Source organism: Glycomyces tritici (assembly GCF_030403505.1).
Genome location: NZ_JAUEMJ010000013.1, coordinates 38808 through 54410, shown reverse-complemented (window position 1 = coordinate 54410; position 15603 = coordinate 38808). Strand labels below are relative to the sequence as shown.

12 protein-coding genes are annotated in these 15603 nt (G+C 64.1%); 9 read left to right on the top strand and 3 right to left on the bottom strand.

Features of this window, described 5'->3' with window-relative positions; all coding sequences use genetic code 11:
- Positions 1–37: 37 nt before the first annotated feature.
- The 5 genes from QWI33_RS27165 to QWI33_RS27145 all read left to right on the top strand — a co-directional run bounded on the left by QWI33_RS27165 (position 38) and on the right by QWI33_RS27145 (position 2749).
- Complete coding sequence (locus tag QWI33_RS27165; protein ID WP_289959826.1) at positions 38–289, top strand: hypothetical protein; 252 nt, start codon at positions 38–40, stop codon at positions 287–289.
- Positions 286–567, top strand: a complete 282-nt coding sequence (locus QWI33_RS27160; protein WP_289959825.1) for a hypothetical protein — start codon at positions 286–288, stop codon at positions 565–567. The genes QWI33_RS27165 and QWI33_RS27160 overlap by 4 nt, the downstream gene beginning before the upstream one ends.
- Positions 564–860, top strand: a complete 297-nt coding sequence (locus QWI33_RS27155) for a hypothetical protein (RefSeq protein WP_289959824.1) — start codon at positions 564–566, stop codon at positions 858–860. Before QWI33_RS27160 ends, QWI33_RS27155 begins: the two co-directional genes overlap by 4 nt.
- 228 nt (positions 861–1088) lie before the next feature.
- The gene (locus QWI33_RS27150) at positions 1089–1619 is read left to right on the top strand and encodes a DUF4365 domain-containing protein (RefSeq protein ID WP_289959823.1); all 531 of its coding nucleotides are present in this window, start codon (positions 1089–1091) and stop codon (positions 1617–1619) included.
- Positions 1616–2749 carry a hypothetical protein gene (locus tag QWI33_RS27145; protein ID WP_289959822.1) on the top strand — a complete coding sequence of 378 codons (1134 nt, stop codon included), beginning with the start codon at positions 1616–1618 and terminating at the stop codon, positions 2747–2749. Before QWI33_RS27150 ends, QWI33_RS27145 begins: the two co-directional genes overlap by 4 nt.
- 51 nt (positions 2750–2800) lie before the next feature.
- Here the strand turns inward: QWI33_RS27145 and QWI33_RS27140 are convergent, their stop codons facing one another.
- Positions 2801–4576 carry a GmrSD restriction endonuclease domain-containing protein gene (locus QWI33_RS27140; RefSeq protein ID WP_289959821.1) on the bottom strand — a complete coding sequence of 592 codons (1776 nt, stop codon included), beginning with the start codon at positions 4574–4576 and terminating at the stop codon, positions 2801–2803.
- Between the two features lie 397 nt (positions 4577–4973).
- On the opposite strand from QWI33_RS27140, the gene QWI33_RS27135 reads away from it, so the two are divergent.
- Positions 4974–6635 carry a helicase domain-containing protein gene (locus tag QWI33_RS27135; RefSeq protein ID WP_289959820.1) on the top strand — a complete coding sequence of 554 codons (1662 nt, stop codon included), beginning with the start codon at positions 4974–4976 and terminating at the stop codon, positions 6633–6635.
- Positions 6578–8095, top strand: a complete 1518-nt coding sequence (locus tag QWI33_RS27130) for a helicase domain-containing protein (protein WP_289959819.1) — start codon at positions 6578–6580, stop codon at positions 8093–8095. The genes QWI33_RS27135 and QWI33_RS27130 overlap by 58 nt, the downstream gene beginning before the upstream one ends.
- A 581-nt stretch (positions 8096–8676) precedes the next feature.
- On the opposite strand, the gene QWI33_RS27125 is transcribed toward QWI33_RS27130, so the two are convergent.
- Entirely contained in the window at positions 8677–10578 is a 1902-nt protein-coding gene (locus tag QWI33_RS27125; RefSeq protein WP_289959818.1) for a DEAD/DEAH box helicase, read from the bottom strand.
- Positions 10579–10951: 373 nt separating this feature from the next.
- Positions 10952–11461, bottom strand: a complete 510-nt coding sequence (locus QWI33_RS27120; protein WP_289959817.1) for a hypothetical protein — start codon at positions 11459–11461, stop codon at positions 10952–10954.
- On the opposite strand from QWI33_RS27120, the gene QWI33_RS27115 reads away from it, so the two are divergent.
- Complete coding sequence (locus tag QWI33_RS27115) at positions 11450–11731, top strand: hypothetical protein (protein ID WP_289959816.1); 282 nt, start codon at positions 11450–11452, stop codon at positions 11729–11731. The two genes, QWI33_RS27120 and QWI33_RS27115, sit on opposite strands and share 12 nt — an antisense overlap.
- A 658-nt stretch (positions 11732–12389) precedes the next feature.
- Positions 12390–15557, top strand: coding sequence for an NACHT domain-containing protein (locus QWI33_RS27110; protein WP_289959815.1), 3168 nt, complete (start codon positions 12390–12392; stop codon positions 15555–15557).
- Positions 15558–15603 lie beyond the last annotated feature (46 nt).

The window sequence follows — 15603 nt, the reverse complement described above, 5'->3', positions numbered from 1 at the left end:
TCCGGCGGCCCGCCCCTTACCAGAGAGGAGACCTCTCGTGGTCTCGTTCAGCGTACGCCATGACCCGGTTCCCGCCTCCGTCAAAATCGACCTCGAACTGCACCGGCCCTACCGCACCTGGTTCGGCCTCGGCCGCCTGCGCTGCGAGTGGTGCAACCACAAGTGGGGCGCCCACGGCTGCCCGAAGCGGCGCTCCGCCGTCAAGCTCCTCGCCTCCCGGATCGCCTCCGATTCGCTGCGCGACGTGCTCACCACCCTCATCGGGTTCTCCTGGGGCGGTGCCGCATGATCAACCCCGAACGCATCGTCCTCGGCCGCTTCGACCTGGAGCACCGCCGCATCGAGATCTACCAACTCGCGGGTGGCTCCACCACCTCGGTCCGCCTGCGACGCATCGCCCCCGAACCCGCCGTGGACCTCGGCTACATCAACCGCATCGGCTCGCCGTTCAGCCGTCTCCACCTCTACCGCGCCGAATGGCCGACCGAACTGCGCCGCGCCGCGAAATCGAAGGCCACCGCGATCTGGCACCACGCCGCCCGACACGAGGCGGAGGTCGAAGGATGACCCTGCGATTCACCGACGGCCTGCCCGTCCTCGGTTACCGCGAGATCGACGGCCGCGCCCTCGCCTTTGCCTGGGTATGGCACGAACCGGCCCTCCGACTGACCTTCGCCGACCACCATCCGAACCTGATCGGCCACGTCACCCACCTCGACGGCCTCCCGCGCCTCGCCGCCGCCCCCGACAACCTCGCCTGGCTCCGCCAAGACGACCCGGCCCGCACCCGAGCCGTCCTCGACCACGCAATCGACCTCTGGCGCACCAAGGACCGCGTCTTCCGACATTGCGAAGGCTGACCACGGCACTCGCCATCGATGGAGGGGGATCGCGATGGCGAGTGCCGGGCCGGCGGCCAGAAGGGGTCTGCTGCCCAGATTCGCGCTTGCGTTGACCCGGAACGCGAGTCCGTCTACTATGAAGCGCGTTGTCCTCGGAACCCAAGAGCTCTAGTGGAATCGACTGGAGGAAAACCCCTGCCGCACGGACCTCCGGCTCGTTCTCCCGGTGAGAAGCCGCTCGACGGTGTGAACCCGCAGCAGCACCAAGGCGACTTCGGGGAAGCGGTGGTGCGGGCCTTCTGTATCGCCGCCGGATTCAACCTCGCGCGTTACGACGTTGACGACGGCATCGACTTCGTCATCACCAAGCGAGATCGGAAGCACCGGCGGGCGCCGTGCATCGAGGTGCAGGTCAAGAGCTGCAGCACGTTGGTAGAACGGAACGGCTGCTGGCCCTACGCGCTTGACGCCGACGCGTTCGAACAGCTCAGCGACGAGGACCCGGTTGGACCGCCGCAGTATCTCCTCCTGGTCCGAGTGCCTCCAGACTCGGAAAAGTTCGCCGACCCGACCGACTCGGGCCCGGGCTTCAATGCCCCGATCTACTGGATGTCGCTCAAGGGTATGGGCGACGGCCGCCGGAACACGTCGTCGCGGACGATATCGGTCCCACGCGCTAATCTGCTGACACAGGAAGTGCTGATCAAGCTCTTCGAAGAAGCGGCAGAAGACGATCGGCGCCGAAGGTACGGAGACGGGGGAGGTGGGAGCCGATGACGGACCGGCAGCAGTCGATCTCTCCCGAGCACTTCTCGTCGTACCTGCGGTCGCGCAGTTGGAGGCCTGTCGACACCTGGCGAGGCATGGTCGTCTGGGAACGGGACGTGCCCGAATCCGACCAGGTGCTGGTGCCCGCTGAAGGGGACGAGCGTTCCGTGCGGCGTCTGCTGAAGCGTGCCATTGTCGATCTGGCAGCGGTAGAGGAACGGCCGCTTGAGGACCTGCTCAGCGAACTGGAAGCACCCGATGCCGACACGCAGCGGTTCCGGCTGTTCCCGCCGACGCCTTCGGGCACGATTCCCTTCATCGATGGGCGCAAAGCGATCGACGCTATCTACCATCTGCTGAGAGATTCTGGCAGAAATGTGGATGAAGGCCATAAGTTGCTCTATCAAGATCGCGCCTCTGAGCCGGTGTACCGCTTCCTCGACCGCGTCCAGCTTGGGCTCACGGCTCCCGGCAGCTACATCTTCACGACCAGCATTGCGAAGGCCGCGAGGACTGACGGCGATCAATCAGCGCTGTTCGAGCTCGAAGCGGCTACGGATACAGCGGCTCTTTCGGACCACGAGATCGTTGTACGACTTCATGGTGCTGTGAACCAAGCGCACGCCGTCGCAAAGAAATTGCTGGAGCGCAGAGAGATAAGCGATCTCGCAGAGGTAGGTCTCTCAGCCAATTTCTGCAAGGCATTGGGTGACCTGGGTGGATCGAATCATGACCGCCCCTTCGAGATCGATTTCGACTGGGGTTTCGGGCGCGCACAATCACCGCCTGGTTCTGCATTGCGATTCACCGATCGCATGGCGGCAAAGATCCATGATTTCGGTGTGCGCCTTGAGGAACTCGCCAAGACCGGAAGCGCAGTCATCGAAGGCAAGGTCATCGGTCTGTACACCGAAGAAGCCGGATATCGACGTCGGGTGCAGATCAAGGGCCGCATACAGGCTGGGGAAGAACAGTACGACGGCACCCTCTGGGCGTTTGTGACCGAGAGCGATTATGACCGCGCCATCGAGGCTCACCGCGCAAGCGAACCAGTCCGAGCTCAGGGCGAACTTCACCTGGAGAACTCCAGCTTGCGGCTGTACCTGGGATCGGACGGATTCGAGGTACAGCAAGATTGAGCGAGCGGGGTGTGTAAGTGTGACTAGAACCCGAGTCCGTTGCTGCGCCCTCTATTCGTCGTCGGTGTCGTCCATAGCGTCGTCGACGTCGTCGACTGCCCCGACCTCGTCCCGATAGCAGGGCTTTCCCGTTCCCTGCTCGATGATCCGCAGCAAGGCCTCCTTGCGGACGCTCATGAACCGCTCGAAGTCGTCGGCGCGCAGCAGCACCGGGTCGACCAGGCTGGACCGCAGCGCTTCGTCGACCACGGATTCAGGGCCCAGGGTCGGCAGGTACTTGGACGGCGCGTTGCCGCCGACCTTCCGGTTGGTCCGGCTCGAGAGCGGGGTCTTGTTCGAAATGCCGTTGTAGACCTTCGGATCGATGCCGCGTTCCTCGCACCACCGCTTGGGGAAGATGTGGTGGATGTCCAGGCTTTCTCCGAAATAGGTGTCGACGTCGACCGCCTTGCCCGTGCGCCAGTCGGTCGCACCGGCTGCGAGCAGCTGCGCGTACAGGCCCTTGTAGGCCGCACTGTTCCTCGTGCGCAGTGTCGAAAGCCGGGATGAGGCGAACTGTGACTCGTCGACCGTGCGCGGCCTCTTGGAGCCGCCGCGCACCCAGGCGACGACCTCCGGCAGGTCCGCGGCGAACCTGGTCTCAGTCGAGCCGCCGTACAGCTCGCCGAAGACGCCGCACCAGTACCACTGCGAGATCTTCGCCTGGGCCTGTGAACTCTCGGCGTCCTCGCCGAGCTGCGCGAAGATCGCCGCCAAGGGGATGAGCTGGCTGCCGTAGGGCAGGTACTTCGCCTCGAAGAGCTTCTGGCTGAACAGAAAGCGGGCCGCGGTCTTCAGGCCTTCGACGACCCGGGGCGCGAACCGCTGGTAGTCGTCCATGCCGAGGTCGAGCATGTCGATGCGGCGGCAGCCGACGCGCGGCGCGTTCGCCGCGTCGATCCCGCCGCGCAGCGCCTCGGCGTTCCGTTCCATCGTCGACAGCAGCGTCACCGCCTGGATGAAGTCGGTCGAGGACACGTCGGTCAGCAGGCGGTGAACCAGCGGGTCGCTCAGTTCACGCCTGCACGCAGACCAGTGGCTGCGCAGGTCGAAGGAGGCGGCCGCGTAGGTCGCGGTGAGGAGTTCGAAGACGTTGAGCGGCACGGCTCCGGTGTTGACGTTCTCGAACACCTGGCAGACGGCTTCGCGTTCGGCTTCCTGCTTGAGTTCGATGAGCGGGACCTGGTAACCGCGGATGACTGCGAGCACCTTGTTGCGGAAGTCCTTGAGCCGATCGGTGAACACCTTTCGGTCCGCGCGATCCTCGTAGTAGTCACGGAAGCCGTCTTCCCAGGCATCGGAGTCGAAGACCTGGTTCAGCGGGAACAGGAACGCTTCGTACTCCGCCTCCGGGGTGGAGTAGTCCTCGATGGTCTCGCCGCGGAAGTCGCGCACTTTCCGGTCGGCGCCGATGAACCGGATCGCGTCCTCGCGGGGGAACTCCGGGGTGAGCGCTTTGCGCATGTCGATGTACAGCCAGCCGTCGCGCCGCTTCTTCTTGTGGTCTTGGGCCTGCACCGGGCGGCCGAGGCACAGGGACTGGTACAGCGAGGTGAGCCGCTGTTGGCCGTCGAGTATGAGGCTCTGCGCCCGGGCGCCGGACGCAGGGGCGCCTTCGATCGGGCGCTCGGCGAACTTGACCTCTCCGCCGGTCACCATCGTCATGATCGAGCCGATCGGGAAGCCCTTGGAGATCGAGGCTATGAGCCGGATGATGTTGTCCACGGGCCAGACCCAGTCGCGCTGGAAGTCGGGCAACTGCAGCTTCCCCTGGTGAATCTGATCCATCAACGACTTGATGGACTCCTGGTCGCTGCGAAAAAGATCCGCCATGGGTTCCTTCCGGCATTTGAAGGGTGGGCCTGCGGCGCGTCGGGCCGAACGACGCTGCGGCGTTCAAGTATCGCATGCAACGCAGACGGAACCACCATCGCCGAGATCGCCCCCGACCCAGTCAGCCGGCCCATTGGTACGCGGCGGACACTGGCCGGCCGTGTTGGGCCGCTTACACTATCGAGTAAGGTGACCGGTTCCCTACCGGTCGTCGGCAGTCGAGCCGGATTCATCGTCGAAGGCCCTGGTCCGCTCAGTCGAACCCTGTTGCACCCTCACATGAAAGGCCCCTCCACGAGTGGATGCACATACTTCCCCTCCCTCCGCACCTCTGCGAGGTACTCGAAACTCCGTGGTCGAGTCCGAGCAAGTCGGTGTCGACCATGCCTATGCCTGTTTTACGGCGATGCGGGCATCGACTCCATCGCTGAGTGCGTTCGCCGCCGCCAGTGGCGGACCGAAGTCAGGAAACGCTCTCGTTGGAACGGGGGCGCACCAACAGCGGAGTTTCGACCTGGACGGGCAGCGGCTTGTCTTCGCCCGGGTTGTTGCCCCTGAGGAGGACGGCCCCCGCAGCTACTACGTGGGGCGTCGGCGGGTTCACGATGACGACCGAGAAGCCGTCGTCGTGAACTGGGAGTCAGATCAAGGCTATCGGTGGCTCTACGCACGGGCGGATGACCGCGAAGGGGTTTTGTTCAAACGGATCTTGCGGTGTGATGAGCACATCGTCACCGGGTACACCGACGAGTTCGGCAGCGATCCGGGTGCCGTTGGGATGGTCGAAGGCAGGGTTCCGGACAAGGAGTTCGGCTGGGTCGATCCCCTGCTCGCCGAACTGGCTCGTGGACGCGACAGTTCCATGCGAGACATCATCGAGACCATCCAACGCGAGCAGCTCGCCATCGTCGACGACCAGCACCAGGGTGTCCTCGTCGTCCAGGGAGGCCCCGGAACCGGCAAGACCGCTGTAGGGATTCCTCGCATTGCCAGAATGCTGGGTCGATCAGGCTCTCTGCTGAAGACCGATCGGATTCTGGTGCTCGGACCAAGCCAGGAATTCGTAAAGTACATCGCGGGAGCCTTCGCCTCCCTGGGGGTCGGCGACGTTCCCCGAAACGACTTGCCCGCGCTTTGGAACGCTCGCGAGGCGGAGCACGATTTCGGGCTTATAGCCGGGTTCAAGGCGGGGCCGCGGATGGCTGCAGTGCTGTCTCGTGCCGTTGAAGACTGCATCTCCAATCCGAAGGTGCCATTGGCCCGGGTTTGCAAGGGCCGGAATTTTTTCTCGTTCTCATTCGGGGGATCAAGCACCGAAGTGCCCGCCGCGAGTCTTTTCTCGATTACCGCCGAGGAGATGTCAGCTGAAGCAGCTTACGAAGTACGGGCTGCGCGGTGCAGAAGCCGAATTGTCGGCTTGCTTCACGAGGCGTTCCGCAGGGACCACCCGCGGGTGGAGGAGGATTTTTCAGACCAGATCCACAGGATGTGTGAACAGACCGGTCTTTTCAACGCTGTGGCACCCGAACTCAAACCGGGAGAGGTGCTGCAGCGGCTGCTGGCAAGCGAGGTCGTCCTGAAGCGAGTCTGCTCGGGCATTGCGACCGATGCCGAGCTGAGGCAGCTGCGTGACCGGACGACGCGGTACCAACGGCGACAGTGGACTTACGAGGACAGGGTCTGCCTGCAGGAGCTCCGATACCTGCTTCAAGGTCCCGACCCCGAGCTCACATGGGACCATCTGGTGATCGACGAAGCTCAGAACGTGACGCCGATGGAGGCACGGGAGCTCGCACGTCGGTGCCCGAGCGGTTCGATGACGGTCATGGGCGACCTGGCACAGCGGCTCGCACCCTATTCGTACTTCGACTGGCAGGAGCTTGCTCGCACACTTGCGCCGGGCAAGGCGATCAAGGTCGTCGAACTCTGCATCGGATTCAGGGCCCTGCCGAGATCATGGACCTCGCGGCCCCCCTGGGCAGGCAGTTGTCACCGGAAACCGCCGTTCCGGTAGCCGTGATGCCCCAGGACGGAAACCCGGTCGCCATCGAACGGCACTTCGACCCGGTAGCGGCCGCCTCTGAACGGGCCTTCAAACTGCTGCGGAAGCACGGTGAACGGCGGAGCGTCGCGGTGATCGTACCGAGCACCCCCCGCGGCCGGGACGCCAAGGACTGGGCAGGCGAGGTTCGTGGAGCCCTGCAGCATTTCCACACCGGGCCCAAGCCTCCAGGTGCGACGGTCTCGGTGCTCACTGGACGAGAGGCACGGGGCCTCGAATTCGATCACGTGGTGGTGGTGGAGCCGCAATCGTTCATCCCGGCCTCGCATTCAGGGGAGCAGGAGCTCTACATCGCATTGACCCGATCCACGCAGACCTTGACGGTCCTGCACCGCAATGATCTTCCGAGCGTGCTGCGATCGGAAGCGCTGGCCAACGAGTCCGACCGCCTCGCCAGGGCGTCTGCTGAAGGCCGGTGCCTCCGGTTCCATCGCAACGGGGTGCGGTGTGGGAACCCGAGCGTGCATCCCGACGGATGGTGCCGCGTAAGCGGATGCGAAGGGTTCACCAGGGCGACACCGCCGCCGCGATCGAACCGCAGGCTTCGGCCGCTTGAGAAGGACGGACCTCTCGCGGACTTCGAACTCTCGGATCTTCCGGAACCGCCGGCGAAGGTGCGAGTAACCGGTGGAGCCCGAGCACAGTACGTCAAACACCACGGTGGCTCGACCGCAACGGCCCAAGCGGCCCTCCGCGGAGTAGCCACCGAGATCATGCAGCACGGCCGGGTGCACCGACTTCCGGGCCGTTGCTGCATAGCCGAGCACCAGGGCTTCCGGCTTGTCCTCAACGCTGTCGCATGGGAAGTCCTCGGATACGACACCAAGTCACCAGACCTCACCTACGAGCAGTTCGCGGCCGGTGTGAGGCCGCGTCAATCCGATGCCCTTCCCGCTCGCCAGCCTGAGGCGCCCAAGGGGGTTGCAGAAGAGGAGCCGCTGATGCAAAACAAACATGTCGTTGACTGGTCGTCCATGACCGCGGAGGAGTTCGCAGCGATGCAGATCGCCGAGCGGATCCAAGCCGAACGCGATGACCCTGACCACGAGATCCTGCGGTCGCAGATGTACCTCGATCTGCAGCGACGGAGGAAAGCAGACGGAGGCAAAGCCGGCCAAGAAGATGGAGTGGACGCCTGGTACGAGCTCGATGGTGTCACAACGGTGTTCGAGGTGCTGGAGCTCGGTGGCTTCGACTACCAGAAATTCCGCCGAGGCGCAGTCGACCTGCTGGAGGTCGCCTACATGTACTGCCAAGGAGGCAAAGCCATCAAGGTGCTGGTATCCCAACAACCTCCGGACGAACCTTGGACGACGAAGGCGCTGAAGAACATCTTCGACGTCTTCCTCGCCTGGCCCGAGGACGGCACTTGGTCAGGCCCCGGAGCGGAACACATCCGACCCGAAATCTGACCGCAGTGACTGCGGAACTGCACCTCCTTCACCTGAGTGGATCTTCGCTACGTGGCCTGAGGCGGCCGGGCCCGGCCTTCAGCGTCGTCATCAACTCGTCCGCGCACCGGGCGGACGGGTCGTTCGCCAGGTGAAGCCGCAACTGCAGATCGGGTCGACAGTGCCTGGGCTTCCGTTCACCGGCCCAGTTCGGGGGCGCCTGGCGCGAGGAACTGCTCACAGAAGTCGAATTAGTACCACATTTCTGCAGCTCTGAAAGCCAATCTCGGAAATTCAAGCTAGCCGCTGTCCGGTGACACTTGGATTGATAGACAGGATCACATTCATACCCGCCGTGGACGGAGCGTCGAATTCTTGACCTGCTTGGGGGCCGTCGAGTATTTCGACTTTTCCGGCGGAGAACGTGAGGCGTGCGTGGGTCGTCACTCTTTGTATTTTCGGACAATCGTCATGGGCGTTTCAGCGGTGACGTCGAGCTCCATACTCAGCGCGCGCTAGAGGTCCGATCCGCCGCGTTCGCGGCGTTGGGAAATGCGGAGTAGATCCACATCAGAGTGTGGCTGTTCAGCGCGCTTCAGCTATCAGTCCATCCCCAGCCGGATCCGCTCGGCGACGATGACGCGTTCTTTCAGCGGAACCGACTCGTCGTCGAGCGGGACCGGCCTCGCGTATCCGGCTGCTATGGCCATGCCGTCGACCTCCTTGGCTTCGCTTCGGCGGGCGTAGTGATCGAACAGGAGGGCCTTGTCCTCCTGGATCTCGCGGATGCGCTCGTCGATGCAGTCCTTGGCGAGTAGCCGGTGGACCTGCACCTTCCGGGCCTGGCCCATGCGGTGCGCGCGGGCGATCGCCTGCTGCTCGGTGCTCGGCTTCCATTGCGGCTCGCAGATGACGACCACCGAGGCGGCCTGGATGTTTAGTCCGACGCCGCCCGCTTCGATCTGCGCGACGAGCACTGCGGGCCCATCGATCCGGGTGAACCGGTTGATGAGGTCCTGCCTGGCGGCCGCGGGGATCCTGCCGCTGATCTGGCCGGTCACGACCGGGCCGAGGCGTTCGCCGACGGCTTTGAGGACGTCCAGGAAGTACGAGAAGACGATGACCTTGAGTCCGTCTTCGACCGCCTCCTCCACCAGGTCCTCCAACCTGTCGAGTTTCTCTGAGCCCGGCATGGCCGAGGCCGCGCGCCGCATGCCCATGAGGTTTCGGTCCTGAACGGCGGCCCGGTAGGCGGCCTCGCCGCCAGAGGTCAGCCGGAGCCAGTCTTCGACCTCGATCTTCTCGGGCAGTTCGGTGAGCACGTCTTCCTGGTTGCGGCGCAAGTAGACCGACGCGACGAGCCGCCGGAACGCCCGCGCCGCGGCGATGGTCTCGCCGTTGCCGACCCTGGAGGCCAGTGCCGGCCGGAGGTAGCCGACGAGGCTGCGGAACTCCTCCACCCGATTCTCCATCGGTGTGCCGCTGAGGAACAGCGCCCGCTGCGCCCGCCGGCTCAACGCCGCGACAGCCTGTGTGCGCTTCGCCACGGGGTTCTTGATGTAGTGGGCCTCGTCGACGATGAGAACTGCCTGCTCGACTGCGTCCGATTTCAGGAACTGGAGGCGCGCAAGCGTCTCGAACGTCGTGACCGCGACACCTCCGAGCCGCAGCCAGCGCCGCCCCGCGGCTTCTCGCCCCTGGCCGTGCAGGCTGTATGAGGACAACCGGGTGTGCTTGGCGATCTCGGCGATCCAGTTGACCTGGACGCTTGCCGGGCACACCACCAGGAACCGCCGTTGGCCCTTGGCGGCCAGGTGCGCGCAGACGGTGAGCGCCTGGATGGTCTTGCCCAGCCCCATTTCGTCGCCGATGATCGCCCGCTCTTGGTGGATCGCGTATTTGGCTCCGAACAGCTGGTACATACGCAGGTCGGTTTTGAGCAGGCTCGCGTCGAACGGGACGGCATCGATTCGCTGCTGCAGTTCCTCACCGATGAAGTCCTCAACGGATTCGGCGGCCGCGGTGTCAGTGCCGGTGATCCTGGCCAATGCGGTGTGGTACTCGGCCGTATCGGCCTCGTAGGAACGCCACAGCCAGGCAGGGTCCATCCGGTCCGGGTCGCAGCGCGCGAGCGCGTCGTCGAGTTTCGATATGAGAGCGCGGGTATCGGGTCCGTAAACGACGGATTCGAGAGTGGACAGAGCCGCCAGCGCCTCTTCCTTGCGGCGCCGGCCCGACCAGAACATGCCCCACCGGCTGGCGGCCTTATCGGCTTTTGGCATTGCTACCCGGACGCCCTGTTCGTAGCGGTTCAGAGGGTCGCCGAGCTCCGCCAAGAGGTGCGTGGCACTCCGTTCGGCGGCGAGCGCGGCGAGGAGCCGGGTTTGGCCAGGGCCCTTCGCGTCCACGTCGATGCGGAGCCGAGTTTCGGCGGCGATCTGCTGGGCGGCCTTCTCCGCGGCGGCCTTTACCTCTTCGACGGTCTGGGCGCCGACACCGGGCACCTGGAGCAGCCGATGGTGTGAGACGCCCCGGATCTTCGCGGCGGTGTCGAACCCGGCTTGTTCGAGCTTGCCGAGTCGCAGACCGCGACTGACGATCCGCCTCAGGTCGCTCGTTGACACCGCCGCGAGACGGGCTTCGACCTGCTCGCGGGTGAGGATGGCGACCTGGGCCCGGATCGATTCCTGCATCCGTCCGGGTAGGGCGCGGAGCCTCTGTCCGCGTTGGGCGATGGATCGGGCCTGTTCGGCGACTCTTCGGGCGTGCTCGCCGATTTTCTGCTTCGCGGCGAGAGGCGGAGTGCTCATGGGCGGCTCTTGTTCTTCCAGAGGGGGAAACCATCCAGTGGTCAGAGCATGATAACCCGAAGTTATGTCACGGACACGGATTTGTCTGCCACTCGAAGGCGACGACCTCGCGCCGCCGGGCCGCGGCGCACAGCAGCCGAGTTTTCCGCTCCTCGTACCGCAGCCAGTTGGAATGCCCGGGCTGTGCGACGAAACCCGGCCCCGATTCGCGCATGACCACGGTGCCGATCCGCTTCGATTCGACGTCGACGAAGTCGACCAGGACCGATCCGGTGAGCGGGAGCCAGGTCATAGCGATGCGATGCCCGTCGACGGCGATCAGGGCGGAGAGATGAGCAGACCGCCGCGCCGCGTTAGCGGCGCGGCAGTCGGCCCTGCCGGGGAGCGGTCGTGTCGAGCGTTCATTCAACTTCCCTCTCTGCTCGATCTGGTCGGGAATCCTGAATGGCCGCAGGGCCGGCTCGAAGTCAAGATGCGGCGGCTTCGCGATGAGCTGGCTGCGATTGACGAGCGCTTGACCGAGGTAGGCGACGCCAAGGTGGGGCGCACTGGTCAGGCGATCGCGATGCTGCTGCAACTGCTGGATGATCCTCGGCGGCTGTTGAAGTTGGTGCCGGAAGGTTTCCACAAGACCTTCCACAGGCCCTTCTTCAAGCGGCTGCTCGTCTACGTCGATGACGCGACTGGCGAGCCAAAGGTCGGTGCCGACGAGATCCGGTCGCCGTTCGTGCCCCTACTGCCCGAACAACGCGGTCATTGGGGCCCGAAACCACGAACACCGGGCCGTTTATCACGGCCCGGTGTTCGGATAATGCTGATCTTGCAGTGCTTGCTTTCGTTGCGGTGAAACAGGAAAACGGCTGAGGTACGGAAGGGCCTCGGCCGCTGATCGGTCGGTTGGGTAAGGCGAGGTCAGGCCGTTCCGGCGGCGGCGGACGCGATCCGCCGACTCCTGCCACCCGACGTGACGGACTGATCGAGGCAAATCCTTGGCGGGGACGGCGCAGTGCGCCCTCCCCACCTTCGTTTTTGAATCCGCTCTCTCCGCCAGTGGGCTGTCACGCTTCGGTCACCTTGGCAGAAACCTCGTCGCGGGTCCTGTCGTCGGTTGCCTGGACCAGGAACCCCAATACGGGTCGTGTTCTGCCAATTCGGGATGTTTGCATGAGCTGGATTCATGCAGGCCTGGGTGCCAATGTGACAATCGTGCCTTGTCGCGGCACGAGTGCGGTGAGATGTTGGATCCCGTCGCCGATTCAGCAGCTGCGGTAGCACCTGCATCGCGAGCCCATCCAATGTCTTGTAGTACGTCCCTTGATCGAACTTTCGACATAGAACGAATGCGGCGTAATCTGAATCGGCGATGCCCCAGGCAGGCGAGGGGCACGATTCTCAATCGTGATCGGGATTCGGCCCATCTGGATCTTGTGATCTTGAACCTGAGGCTGTTAACGTCGGCCGATCGTCCCCACAGGTCAGTCGCACGTTCAGGCAGGGAAGACACTGTGACGTTCAGAAGCAGGGCACTGCTAGGACTGGTGGCGGCCTGCGGGCCGATCGCCGCTGTAGCCGCCGCGAGGGACTTTGCCCTCCAGCACCCGATTCTCACCCTGCTCGGCGTGCTGGTTGCCGAGGGGCTGCTGGCGATCTGGGTCATCGGCATGCAAGTCGCCGGCGAAACCGTCTACAGCCGAATGAAGCAGATGGCCGAGGCATGTAACAGCGCACTGGGTAGGCGGTTCTCGCGGTACGCCCGCCGGTACCGAGAGTACGTCCTTTCGCGGCAGCGTTTCATCGATTCCAAGGACCTCGCGTACGCCGGGGCGCACACGCCGGAGCTCGACGCGATCTATGTCGACGTCGACCTCGTGCAGCGCGCCCCTCACCAGGTTCCAAGCGGGATGCTCGCAAGCACCCCTACTGATCGGGTGCAACGAAACTCCATCCAGAAGTTCATCGGCCAAGAACAACCGAACGTGCTCGCAGTGGTCGGCGCGCCCGGCAGCGGGAAGTCCACCTTGCTGCGTTACCTGGCGCGGAACACGATCCGGGGACGAAAGAGGCAGCGGCGACATGTGCCCGTACTCCTCGTCCTACGCGACCTCTCAGGGCAGATCGCAGCCGATGACTCGATCACGCTCCCCGAACTCGTACGCTCCAGTGTCCGCAAGCTGACTGTCGCTGAGCCACCGGGTTGGTGGGAATCGATACTGGGCCAAGGGAAGTGCCTCATCCTGTTGGACGGCCTTGACGAGGTCGCACTGCAATCCGACCGCACTGCCGTCACTAACTGGATCCAAGCGCAGATCGACCGATATCCCAAGAACGACTTCGTGATCACGTCCCGACCACACGGGTACCGCACCGCGTCCATTCCCCAGGCGAACGTCTTTCAAGTCTGCGCGTTCACGCCTGACCAGGTCCACCGGTTCGTTCGCGACTGGTACCGCTCGGCTGAGCGCCGAGCGACGGGTGCGTCCGGCCCGGACGTCGAGATGCTGGCGGATGAGAAGAGCGACGATCTGGCCCAGCGCCTGGCCGCCGCGCCGGCCCTCTACGACCTCACCGTCAATCCCCTCCTGCTCACCATGATCGTGCTCGTGCACCGGGAACGCCGGGCCCTCCCAGCGGGAAGGATCGACCTCTACAGCGAGATCTGCGAGGTCATGCTCTGGCGCAGAAACGACTCGAAGGGCCTCGCGGACACCGACGGAGTGACGGGAGCGCAGCGCGAGCGGATACTGGCGCTGCTCGCATTCAGCATGATGCGCGGCCGTGTGCGGGATATCGCCAAGGAACCGGCCGTCGAGGTCATCAAGCCCATGTTGGAGCGGTTCGCCCCCGGCGCGGACTGCGAAACCTATCTGAGCGGGGTGCTGTCCAGCGGACTTCTCATCGAACGCGAACGGAACCTCTACTCCTTCGCTCATCTGACGATCGCGGAGTATCTCGCCGCCAAGCACATTCGGGAGAACCACCTGGAAGCCGTGCTCTTCGAAGGGGTCGACGACACCTGGTGGCGCGAGGTCACGCTGCTGTACGTGGCTGACAACGACGCGGACGGGATCGTGGAAGCCTGCCTGCAGTCGGGTACCAATGCGGCCATGGGGCTGGCATTCGACTGTGTCGAGAGCCACGGGTCACTCGCACCTGGACTCCGGAACAAGCTCGAATCGTTCAAGGAGAACGCATTCGCCTCCGAATCCAGCGAACAGCACCGCAGGCTCGTCGCGAGCGTCCTGGCGTCGAAGCAGTCCAGCACGTTCGTGATGAACAAGGACGGCTCCCTGATCTGCCCGCTCCCGGTGTCCGCGGATCTCTACTGGCTGTACTGCCAGGAAAGGAAGAAGCCCTACCCAGACTGCTCCCTCGAACTCCGACCCAGCCCCGGAGACCCTGTCAAGGGACCTTGGATGAGCGACGTCACAGGATTCATCGAGTGGATCAACGCGATCATGGCGGACATCGGGAAGGACGGCCTCCGGCTTCCGAACCTCCTGGAGGTACAGCAATTGCCGGAGACTCTACCGCCCACCCGTGGCGGTGACGCCTCGGAGGCAGTGTGGACGTTCGACCCAGGTGTGAACCCGACCCCGCTGCCCTGGGCCTGCAACGGGCGGCAACCACACCAAGTCGAATACGAGGATGTGCTCCGGCACGCTGCAAGCGATGCCTTCAACAGCCCGATCCTGCTGTCCTTGGCGACCGAGAGCGCACGAGCGCTGGGAAACGAGATCTCCCGAACGTCGAGCCTTACGTACATGCGCAGCCGGAACTTCTCCGGCGAGCAGCTCAAAAGCCTCATCGAGGCGCTCATCATGGACCTCAAGCTCTCCAAACTCCTCATCACCGCCTACGACCGCGTGCCTTCGGAGACCTGGCCTCGGATTCGAGCCCTCGTGTCGACTCTCGACCAAGACCTGTCGTTGGAACGAGCCCACGCGAGAGTCCTCAAAATGTCACGCGACAGTCGGATCGACCGCAAGCTGACTCAAGCCAGCGCACTCGCAACCGAGCTTGACAGGCTGCTCGCTGAGCTCCTCACCTCCTCCCCGACGCCGCACGCCGGCCAGGGATTCGCGGCCCCGATCGAGATCTCAGGCTTCGTCAGAAGCGACCCCGAGACCGCCTTGAACCGCAAGTACGACGACAGCGACCGGACGTTCCAAGTCGAGCCTCACCACTGGGTTCGCCGGAACATCATGGGAAACTCGCTGTCTCAGGCGCTCGCGGCCGCCGAAGGATTGCTGAGTGACAAGGGCAGGAACTGCAAACACGCCGACGTGATCGAGGTTTTCGCCGCGACCATCCTTCAGAACGCGGGACTCGACCACGTATACAAGACCTATGTCAACCTCGACGGTCTTGCAGCCTCGCTGGAGCGAGCCAGCCAGAGGATCGCTTTCAGCAGAACTTTCAGCCCCTGGGGCGAACATGTCGCCGGTTTGCTCGTGCTCCGTGCGAATCCCTTGTTCACCCGACAGGTCTCGATCAAATTCACATCGCCGGCCACCATTCGTATTCCCGCGCTGGCACTCGCTGCGGAGGTCAGCGCCGGAGGGATGACGGAGATCGCCGACGAATACCGCGCAATCGCCGCTGGTGTCAGCCTTCTCCAACTGCGTGCCGATGGGATGGTCCCTCTTGAGCACCTTCGGCTCGCCCGAGCGTGACCACAGGGAGCAATAACCATTGCTTGCCTGATGCTTCCACGACAGC

Excerpts from the sequence above, each read along its gene's own strand:
- QWI33_RS27140 (WP_289959821.1), bottom strand. The coding sequence starts at position 4,576 with ATGGATCAGATTCACCAGGGGAAGCTGCAGTTGCCCGACTTCCAGCGC.
- QWI33_RS27145 (WP_289959822.1), top strand. The coding sequence starts at position 1,616 with ATGACGGACCGGCAGCAGTCGATCTCTCCCGAGCACTTCTCGTCGTAC.
- QWI33_RS27160 (WP_289959825.1), top strand. The coding sequence starts at position 286 with ATGATCAACCCCGAACGCATCGTCCTCGGCCGCTTCGACCTGGAGCAC.
- QWI33_RS27130 (WP_289959819.1), top strand. The coding sequence starts at position 6,578 with ATGGACCTCGCGGCCCCCCTGGGCAGGCAGTTGTCACCGGAAACCGCC.
- QWI33_RS27115 (WP_289959816.1), top strand. The coding sequence starts at position 11,450 with ATGCTGCTGCAACTGCTGGATGATCCTCGGCGGCTGTTGAAGTTGGTG.
- QWI33_RS27155 (WP_289959824.1), top strand. The coding sequence starts at position 564 with ATGACCCTGCGATTCACCGACGGCCTGCCCGTCCTCGGTTACCGCGAG.